5 protein-coding genes are annotated in these 6,547 nt (G+C 48.4%); 3 read left to right on the top strand and 2 right to left on the bottom strand.

Going from position 1 to position 6,547, the window contains the following annotated elements; genetic code table 11:
• Nucleotides 1–154 precede the first annotated feature (154 nt).
• Nucleotides 155–1,186 carry a hypothetical protein gene (locus AUK29_03480; protein OIP64979.1) on the top strand — a complete coding sequence of 344 codons (1,032 nt, stop codon included), beginning with the start codon at nt 155–157 and terminating at the stop codon, nt 1,184–1,186.
• A gap of 251 nt (nt 1,187–1,437) precedes the next feature.
• Here AUK29_03480 and AUK29_03475 read toward each other — a convergent pair whose 3' ends face one another.
• Complete coding sequence (locus tag AUK29_03475) at nt 1,438–3,246, bottom strand: GTP-binding protein TypA (protein ID OIP64978.1); 1,809 nt, start codon at nt 3,244–3,246, stop codon at nt 1,438–1,440.
• 416 nt (nt 3,247–3,662) lie between these two features.
• On the opposite strand from AUK29_03475, the gene AUK29_03470 reads away from it, so the two are divergent.
• Both AUK29_03470 and AUK29_03465 read left to right on the top strand, forming a co-directional pair.
• Nucleotides 3,663–3,863: a cold-shock protein gene (locus AUK29_03470; protein ID OIP64977.1), complete on the top strand. Its 201-nt coding sequence runs from the start codon at nt 3,663–3,665 to the stop codon at nt 3,861–3,863.
• Nucleotides 3,864–4,021: 158 nt separating this feature from the next.
• The gene (locus tag AUK29_03465) at nt 4,022–5,893 is read left to right on the top strand and encodes an ABC transporter ATP-binding protein (GenBank protein OIP64976.1); all 1,872 of its coding nucleotides are present in this window, start codon (nt 4,022–4,024) and stop codon (nt 5,891–5,893) included.
• 38 nt (nt 5,894–5,931) lie between these two features.
• Here AUK29_03465 and AUK29_03460 read toward each other — a convergent pair whose 3' ends face one another.
• Nucleotides 5,932–6,366: a hypothetical protein gene (locus tag AUK29_03460; GenBank protein ID OIP64975.1), complete on the bottom strand. Its 435-nt coding sequence runs from the start codon at nt 6,364–6,366 to the stop codon at nt 5,932–5,934.
• Nucleotides 6,367–6,547 lie beyond the last annotated feature (181 nt).

Here is a 6,547-nt window from a genome sequence, read left to right as displayed (position 1 = left end):
ACATTTCTATTTTGGCTTTACACTTTGAAAAAATTTTATTGACGTCTCTCATTTACCCTGTTAATATCGAACGTTATGAATCCATAGGTGATTTCTCTTGTTTTTTATACTCATTTTTTCATAAGGAGACTCCCCCTTGAAAACCCAACATCAAATGAAAATCATGGTCTATTTATTCCTTCTGGCCGGCATCTTCCTTGCCCCGTCATCTCTATGGGCTGATGATCCGGTTAAAAAAGCCGATGGCGCCCAACAGCAGGAAAAAGCAAAAACCGAGAACGCCGTTGTCGCCAAAGTCAATGATGCCGCCATCAAGGAATCTGAACTCACAAAAAACATCAACCAGGTTCTCGCACAAAATCCTCAGATGGGCGCCATGGTCTCATCAGAAGACAAAATGAAAGATTTCCGTCTTAAGGTATTGCAGGACCTGATCACCACGGAACTCCTTTCCCAGGAAGGGAAGAAGCTGAAGATCAAGGATCTGGATCAGCAGGTGGATGAGGAATACAAAAAACTCAGGGCCAATCTACCCAAGGAAGAAGACTTTCAGGCCGCTCTCAAAGAGCACAACATGACCGAAAAAGACCTTCGTAAAGATATCGAAAAGGGAATCCGGATCCAGAAGGTGGTGAATGATCAGGTCGAGCAGATCAAGAAGAATGTTTCGGTCTCCGAGCAGGATATCAAAGCCTTCTATAATGATGCGGCCAATAAGGACAAGTTCATGCAGAAGGAATCGGTCAAGGCCAGCCACATCCTGATCAAAGTCGCCAAGGATGCCACAAAAGAGGATGATGCAAAAGCCCAGAAGAAGATCAAAGAGCTGCTAAAACGCGCAAAGAAAGGCGAGGATTTCGCAAAACTGGCCAAGGAGAATTCCGAAGATCCGACGGCCGCACAAAACAGCGGGGAACTTGGGTATTTCAGCACGGAAGAGATGGTTCCGGAATTTGCCAAGGCTGCTTTTGCCCTGAAGCCCGGTGAAATCAGCGACGTGGTGAAGACGTCCTTTGGTTACCATATTATCAAAAGCGAAGATAAAAAACCCGAGCAGATGACCCCCTACGACGAAGTCAAGGACAAGGTTGCCAAGTTCCTGGAGAACTCGGCCGTTCAATCAAAGCTTTTAGAGTATGTTGATACTCTGAAAAAGTCGGCCAAGATCGAGGTTTTATTAAAATAAGGCGTGGGATTGTTTCGGCTGGCTGGCAAATTTTCAAGTCCTTTGCAAGGGAAAATATCCCTGCACGGATGTACTTTTCAATCAAACCGTCCTTATCGTAAATAGGGCCGCGAAGCGGTTCTGTTCGTAAATCTGGTGACGTACCGAGAGGGACTGCCTGTGCCGGCACGGCAGACAGGTCGTAAGGCGGTCTCATCTCCGATCGAGATTGAGGCGTGCCCCTCCGGCACACCGAAAGAATTTGATCTTTCTCACCCCTTGGCTTTCGGCCGTTTATGAACGTCCAGGATCTTCTTTCTCAGCCGCAGGGAAAGGGGCGTGATATCCACAAGTTCATCTTCCTTGATAAATTCGATGGCCTGCTCAAGGCTTAAAATCCTTGGAGGGATCAACTGAAGCGCTTCATCCGCACCCGCGGCACGCATGTTGGTCAGCTTCTTTTCTTTTGTGGCATTGACATCAATATCTTTGTCCCTGGAATTCTCACCAATAATCATCCCTTCATAAACCTGCGTGTTTTCCTTGATAAAAAGCGTTCCCCTCGGCTGCAAATGGAAGAGGGCGTAGGTGGTTGTCCGTCCGGACCTGTCCGCGACGAGGGCGCCCGTCTTTCTTTTGATGATGGGCCCGTGCCATGGTTCATAGCCGTCAAAGAGGTGATTTAAAAGGCCGGTGCCCCTCGTGTCTGTCAGGAACTGTGAACGGAAACCGATCAGTCCACGGGACGGGATCTTGAATTCGACCCTGACCCTGCCGTGCCCGTTATTCTGCATCTTCAACATCCTGCCTTTTCTCATCCCGGCCTGCTGTGTGATGACACCGACGTATTCTTCAGGCACATCCACGACCAGGAGTTCCATGGGCTCATGCAGGACGCCGTTGATTTCCTTGGTGATGGTTTCCGGCATGGATACGGAAAGCTCATACCCCTCTCGTCTGATCATCTCTATCAGAATGGCGAGCTGCAATTCGCCGCGTCCCATGACCTTGAATGCGTCTGTATTCTCAAAGTCCACTCTGATGGAAACATTGTAGAGGAGTTCCTTCTCAAGCCTATCCCTGATGTGTCTTGACGTGACATATTTGCCCTCCTTTCCTGCAAGAGGGGACGTGTTCACGGAAAAGACCATGGATATGGTCGGCTCATCCACGATGATCCTTGGGAGGGGCTTGGGCTTTTCAGCGTCTGTAATGGTATCGCCGATATTGATTCCTTCAATCCCGGAAAGGGCGACGATGTCGCCGATCGAGGCCTCTTGGACCTCCTGGCGCTCGATCCCCTGGAAGGCATGAATTGATGTAATCTTTGTTTTGATTTCTTCACCATTATGATTCACCACGGCGACCATGTCCCCGACGTTCAAGGTCCCTGAAAAAATCCTTCCGATGGCCAGTCTTCCCACATAGTCGTTGTAGCCGATATTGGTAACGAGGAGCTGTAAGATCCCGTCTCCATCGCCTTCGGGCTCCGGGATGGTCTTCAAGATCAGATCGAGAAGAGGCCTTAGGTCTTCGGATTCATCTTCAAGGTGATATTTTGCAATCCCTTTTTTGGCGTTTGTATAAACGACGGGGAACTCAAGCTGTTCTTCTGTTGCGTCCAGGTCGATAAACAGATCATAGACCTCATTCAATACTTCCTTAATCCTCGCATCGGGCCTGTCAATCTTGTTGATGACCAGAATGGGCGGCAATTTGAGTTCAAGCGCTTTTTTAAGCACAAACCTTGTCTGGGGGAGGGGGCCTTCCGAGGCGTCCACCAGAAGAAGCACCCCGTCCACCATCTTCAGGGTTCTTTCCACCTCGCCTCCGAAATCCGCATGGCCCGGGGTATCGACAATATTGATCTTTACCCCTTGGTATTCAACCGCGGCATTTTTTGCCATGATCGTAATCCCGCGTTCCCGCTCCAGGTCGATATTGTCCATGATACGCTCCTGGACTTGTTCATTGGCCCGAAAGATTCCGGCCTGTCTCAACATCCAGTCCACGAGGGTTGTCTTGCCGTGGTCCACATGGGCAATGATCGCAATGTTTCTTAAATCCTTACGTTTCGTCATGTTATCCTCAGGTCGGGTTAATGCCCATCATTGGGGGCTTTTTTAAAGAATACACCGGCTTCTGCAACGGACCACCACCTTTAAGATCCCTCCGGTTCTCGGGAAACGAGACGGAACCTCTTCCTTCTCCCTTGATTCGATCAACTAACCAGCGGCAGGGGGATCTTGATAGGATGATGCCTCAAGAAGTGAAGTCATGGCAACAGGGGTCAAAAAAGCCGTCCTTTAAACCTCGAATTAAAATGTGTTTATTTTAACACATTCCTTTTTAAATTCCTAACAATTAAATGAAATTTATTGCTTGTTTTTGCGATTGATTTTGTTGTAATCTATGTTCGTACAGTTGCTTTACGGCAGGTGTCAGATTCTGTACATTTAAAAATATCGGTTCTACCGAGGAACAAAGGAGAAAAAACATGGCAGAAGGAACGGTTAAGTGGTTCAATGGAGGGAAGGGGTTCGGCTTTATCGAACAGGACAGTGGTCCGGATGTTTTTGTTCACTTTTCGGCGATAACAGGCGATGGCTTTAAAACCCTGAACGAAGGGGATCGGGTCAGTTTTGAGGTCGTTGAAGGGCCGAAAGGCCCCCAGGCCGCTAATGTTGTTAAACTGTAACAAAAAATCATACCGATAGGGTAAAAAAGCTCCATGGCTGGCCATGGAGTTTTTTTATGCCATCGAACTTCCTTGAGCAAACTGCCGGGTTTCTACCCATAGCCCATTTCAAATTTAAAACAGACCTCAAGACAGCACGGTCCGTCGTTAAGGAAGGCATGATTCAAGTCAGTGATATCGTCAAGGCGTATGGGCAACAGGTTCTTTTCGACAAGGTCAGTTTCTCCATCAATTCAGGGGAGCGCATCGGCCTGGTCGGCAGAAACGGTCACGGAAAAACAACCCTGTTCAAAATGCTCCTTGGGGAAGAGCATCCGGATGGAGGGATCATTCGTATTCCGAATGATTATTCTATTGCCCATCTTTCCCAGCACATCCATTTTACACAGGATACCATTCTAAAAGAGGGCTGCACGAGCCTCAAGCCGACCGAGGACGGCAGGGATGAGACATACAGGGTGAAGACCGTTCTCCATGGACTTGGTTTTTCCGCAAAAGATCTCGGCCGCCATCCCCATGAGCTCTCAGGCGGATTTCAGGTCCGATTGAATCTTGCCAAGGTGCTGATCTCTGAACCCAACCTCCTTCTTCTCGACGAGCCGACCAACTATCTGGATATCGTTTCATCTCGATGGTTGAACCGTTTTTTACTTTCGTGGAAAAATGAGCTGATGTTGATTACCCATGACCGGGCCTTCATGGACAGCGTCATCACCCATACCATGGGGATCCACCGCTGCAAAATCAGAAAAGTTTCAGGCTCAACCCTTAAGTTTTATCAACAGGTCCTCCAGGAAGAAGAGGTCTTTGAGAAGACCCGGATAAACGATGAGAAGAAACGCAAGGAAACGGAGCAATTCATCAACCGATTCAGGGCCCAGGCAACCAAGGCCAGGGCGGTCCAGTCGAGGGTCAAGTCGCTTCTTAAAAAGGAAAAACTTGAAAAATTATCGAAGATCAAAACCCTGGACTTCGAATTTAATGCCTCCCCCCTTGCGGGCAAATGTCTTTTAAAAGCCGAGGACCTCTCCTTTTCGTTTAATCTCGAAGGTCCTTTTCTGATCGACAAATTAAATTTTTCGGTGGGAAAAAACGACAGGATCGGCATCATCGGTAAAAACGGAAAAGGGAAAACCACGTTATTGAATCTTCTTGCAGGCGAACTTTCACCGTCAACCGGGACGCTTCGACGGCATCCGGACTTAAAGATCGCCTATTTCGGCCAGACCAACATCAACCGTCTGGATCTGAATAAGACCGTTGAGCAGGAAATCCTTGATGCCCGTCCGGATCAAAATCGAAAGGCGGCCCGCAGCATCTGCGGCGCCATGATGTTTGACGGGGACAAGGCATTAAAGAAAATCGAGGTTCTCTCCGGCGGTGAAAGAAGCAGGGTTCTTCTTGGGAAACTGATCGTCAGCCCAGCCAACCTCCTGCTGCTCGACGAGCCCACCAACCATCTTGACATGGAATCCGTTGATTCCCTGATTGAGGCTATAGACGCCTTCGATGGAGCGGTCATGATCGTCACACACAGCGAAATGATTCTCCGGGCCATGGCCAAGAGACTGATCGTTTTTGACGACAACCAGGTGAAGATGTTTGAAGGCGCCTATCAGGACTTTCTGGGCAGACTCGGGTGGAAAAACGAGAATGCTCCCGTCCCTGATGTCGAGAGGAATCCGCTGAAAAATAAAGCGGCGAACAGAAAAGATATCCGACGTATCCGCGCTGAAATCCTTTCTGAAAGGTCAAGGATCCTGGGAACGCTTGAAAAAAAAATTGCTGCGGTCGAAAGCGCCATCATGGAATTGGAAAAGAGCCTTGACCAGGAGACTCAATTCCTTCTTGAGGCCTCACAGAACCAGGATGGTGACTCCATAAGAAAGCGTTCCAAGTCCATTTTTGAATCCAGGAAAAAGATCGAAGCTCTGTTCAGCGAATTTGAGGAGCTGACCGTGGAATACGAAAACAAAGGCAGAACCTTTGAAGAAAAGCTGAAAGAACCGCTGCAATCGGACAGAATATAAGAGTCCGGTTAGAGAGAGATTTCGCTGACCCGCTGTTCCTACTGCGCCTTCAGCAGGATGATTTGTTTTTTCCCGACACCGAGATAGTGATATTGCTCAACGGAGTTCTCGAAACGGACCTTGCACAGGTTGATAAAACTTCGATTATCGTTTAACACGCTCAGCACGCTGGACCCCTGGGGAACGAAGATTTCTGCTTTGATATGGGCAGTCGGCTCTTTGAGTTCCGCAATGACCGGCTGAAAACGCCCCTGCAAAAGAGCGGTCTCTGAATATTTCGGCTCTTCCAGGGCCTCAACGTAACTGATGGCCTCCTTCTGGATAATATGAAAACTGTCTGCCTTGACCGCCGCTAAATTCTTTTCCGGCCGGACGAGAATAAATAAATCCGGACCGCTCAACATATCCGAAGTCCGATCATAAGCCGCAGGGAGATCTACATAACCGATAATGCGTTTGCCGGAGACGTTCATACGTACGCGAATCTTGACGACTCTTAGGTCTTGGCCGCTCATTCTGATCCTCCCATAGGAATTCTAATGCTTTTTATGTGATTTGTACAATAGACAAAAAAAGCCGGGTCTGCGACAAATTTATGGGTAAATATTTCTCTAAGAGCGTCATTCCCCGACTGGATCGGGGGACCGGACAATG

The sequence above is a fragment of the Nitrospirae bacterium CG2_30_53_67 genome, assembly GCA_001873285.1.
In the GTDB taxonomy this organism is placed as follows: Bacteria; CG2-30-53-67; CG2-30-53-67; order CG2-30-53-67; family CG2-30-53-67; genus CG2-30-53-67.
This window is presented reverse-complemented; position numbering and strand designations above follow the sequence as displayed.